Here is a 3,440-nt window from a genome sequence, read left to right on the forward strand (position 1 = left end):
TCCCCCTCGACGGCGAGGTTCGAGAGGGAACGGCAGCGGTCGACGAGTCCCTCATCACCGGCGAATCAGCGCCGGTCAGCAAGCGCCCGGGCGACCGGGTAGCAGGTGGGACGGTCGTCACGGACGCGCCACTCGTCGTGGTCGTCGACGACACCGCGACGAGCACGCTGGATAGACTCGTCGAACTACTGTGGGAGATTCAGAGTTCGACCCCGGGTATCCAGCGGCTCGCCGACCGCCTCGCGACCGTTTTCGTCCCGCTCGTTATCGCCGTCGCGGCGGCGGTCGCAGGGTGGACGTTGCTCTCCGGCGGCGGCGTCACGGCCGCCATGCTGGTCGGACTGACTGTTCTCATCGTCTCGTGCCCGTGTGCGCTCGGTCTCGCGACACCGCTTGCCATCGCTGCCGGGATCAAAACCGCCACCGATCGGGGGATTATCGTGACCGCTGAGGCGGTCTTCGAGGATGCCCCGGACATCGAAACCGTCGTGTTAGACAAGACAGGAACACTGACTGAAGGATCGATGTCGGTCGTTTCGGTCCACGCTGACGCGCCGGAGGAGGTGTGCTCGCGGGCGGCCGCCGTCGAGTCGCTCTCCGAACACCCGATCGCAGCGGCGATTGTTGACCACGTTGGCGGCGTCAATCTCGACGGTGGTGTCGACCCAGCCGACGGCATCGGTGACAACGCTGAGGCCGGTTCGAAACACCCCGCCGATGGTACGGCGACTGACGGCGGCTCGACGGCGGTCGATCCGGGCTCGTTCGACCGGACGGCCCGTGGCGTCAGCGCCCCGATAGAGGGCTCAGAAACCGTCGTTGGACACCCTGAACTTCTCCGAGACCGGGGGTTCGAGATCGACGGCGACCTGAACGAGCGGATCACGGACGCCAGATCCGACGGTGATGTCCCGGTCGTCGTCGGATGGGATGCCCGTGCTCGGGGGGTCATCGTGGTGGGCGATACGCCGCGAGTGGAGTGGCGCGAGGCCGTCGAGACACTCTCGTCGGATCGATCTGTTGTCGTGTTGACCGGCGACGAGGGGGCCGCCGCGGACCGGTTCCGGACCGTCGGTGGGGTTTCGGAGGTGTTTGCGGGCGTCCCGCCTGAGGCGAAGGCCGAGACAATCCGACGGCTCGGGGGCCAGGGCCCGGTTGCGATGGTCGGCGACGGCAGCAACGACGCCCCCGCGCTCGCGGCGGCCGACCTCGGCGTCGCGCTCGGCAGCGGCACCCGACTCGCGAGCGATGCCGCCGACGCGGTCATCGTCGACGACGACCTTCGTTCGGTCGCCGAGACGTTCCGGATCGCCGAACGGACCAACGGTCGTATCAAACAGAACCTCGGGTGGGCGTTCCTCTACAACGGCCTCGCGATCCCGATGGCCGCGCTCGGGTTATTGAATCCGCTGTTGGCGGCTGTCGCGATGGCGGCGTCGAGTACGCTCGTCGTCGTGAACTCCTCGCGCTCTCTGGGTGCATCCGGAGAGTAGGCTGTCAGGCTATCAGAATCCGACGACCGAGCGCGCCGGTAACGTCCTGGACGCCGCCTTCGCTTCCGATGACTCTTGGATGCCGCCTTCGCTTCTGATGACTCCTGGGTGCCGCCTTCGCCCCCGATGACCCGGCCCACCGTCGCCTTTAAGTCACAAACTACCAAATTGTACGTTATGTCATCGATCGAACTTACTCCCAGCCAGAAAACGATCCTCCAAGAACTCATTAACCTCTTTCGCGACTCCGAAAGCGCGGTTAAAGGCGAGGATATCGCTAACGAGGTCGACCGGAACCCGGGGACGATCCGCAACCAGATGCAGAGCCTCAAAGCGCTCCAACTCGTCGAAGGCGTACCTGGGCCGAAAGGCGGGTACAAACCGACTGCCACAGCGTACGACGCGTTGAAAATCCAAGAGATGGACCAGGCGGCAGACGTGCCGTTCCGGCACAAAGGCGATCTCGTAAAAGCGAACGTCCAAGAAATAGATCTGACGAGCGTTCACCACCCCGAGCTCTGTCGGGCCGAGGTCAAACTTCAGGGATCGATATCGGAGTTTGACGAGGGAGATGACATTAGCGTCGGACCGACGCCGCTCTCGAAACTCCTCATCGAGGGCCAACTCGAGGGCAAAGACGACACCAACAACAGCCTTATTCTCACCATCGACAACATGGAGGCGCCGGCCGGCGACGAGGAGCCACTCCACTAACTCTCCGGTACGACGATACGCCGGAGTGACGCTCCGGTCGTCACCTCTGCAACGGTTCCCACGAATGTAAGCTTTTGAATTAAAACGACAACGATCACACGTTTCTTCACCACAAAGCGTCCGTAGCACAATACGCATCTCTCAGCGATGAACCGTTTCCAACAGCTTTGTATCGATGGGAACCCGACATATAGATATGACAGAGGATGTCGTCGTGCTCGGATCCGGCTACGCCGGTACCGGCGCGATCAAGCGGCTCGAATCAGAACTCGACGGTGAGGCCGATCTCACTTGGATATCGGACATCGACCACCATCTAGTGCTTCACGAGTCCCACCGCTGTATCCGGAACCCGGATCTCAAAGAAAAGATCACCTTCGATATCTCCGAGATCAAATCGCCCGCGACGCGGTTCGTGCACGGCCGCGTCGACGCTATCGATACCGATGAGCGGCTGCTCACGCTCGCCGACGATTCGACCGTCGAGTACGACTATCTGCTCCTCGGCATCGGTTCGAAGACCGCTTTCTTCGGCATTGAGGGACTCGAGGAGCACTCGCTCACCCTCAAGAGTCTTGAGGACGCTCTCGAAATCCACGATGCGGTCACTGAGGCCGCCCGCGAAGCCGCCAGAAACGACCCCGCACAGGTCGTCGTCGGCGGCGCCGGACTCTCCGGTATCCAGTCGGCTGGCGAGATCGCGGAGTTCCGCGACAAACACCGTGCGCCGCTGGAGATCCACCTCGTAGAGGGGTTAGACAACGTCTTCCCGAACAACGATCCCGTCGTGCAGGCGAAGCTCCGAAAGCTCCTCGAGGATAAAAACGTCGAGATACACACCGGCGAGTTCATCGGCAAGGTCGACGACGAGACGGTGTACATCGGCGACGAGAAGGAACTTGACTACGACGTGCTGCTTTGGGCCGGTGGTATCACCGGCCAGGACGCGGCTGAAACCGCGGCCGTCGACAAGGACGAGCGAAGCAACCGGATCGAAGCGGCGTCCGACTTCCGAACGTCCGCCGAGCGCGTATTCGCGCTCGGCGACGCCGCGCTCATCGACCAGGCAGATCAGGACAACCCCGCACCGCCGACGGCACAGGCTGCCTGGCAGGCTGCGGAGGTCGCCGGCGAGAACATCGCACGCGCGATTCGCGGCGAACCGCTCGTCGAGTGGACACACGATGACAAAGGGACGCTCATCTCCGTCGGCAGCAAGGCCGTCGCGCACAA

The 3,440-nt window shown here is 63.1% G+C and carries 3 protein-coding genes; all 3 read left to right on the plus strand.

The window, feature by feature from the left end:
• On the plus strand, positions 1–1,493 hold a 1,493-nt coding region (locus ACI944_RS13355; protein WP_411719523.1), incomplete at its 5' end, for a heavy metal translocating P-type ATPase.
• A 177-nt stretch (positions 1,494–1,670) separates the two neighbouring features.
• Entirely contained in the window at positions 1,671–2,207 is a 537-nt protein-coding gene (locus ACI944_RS13360; RefSeq protein ID WP_411719524.1) for an HTH domain-containing protein, read from the plus strand.
• Positions 2,208–2,403: 196 nt separating this feature from the next.
• Positions 2,404–3,440, plus strand: a 1,037-nt coding sequence (locus ACI944_RS13365) for an NAD(P)/FAD-dependent oxidoreductase (RefSeq protein ID WP_411719525.1), incomplete at its 3' end; no start/stop codon positions are given.

The sequence above is a fragment of the Natronomonas sp. genome (assembly GCF_046710025.1).
Classification (GTDB): domain Archaea; phylum Halobacteriota; class Halobacteria; order Halobacteriales; family Haloarculaceae; genus Natronomonas.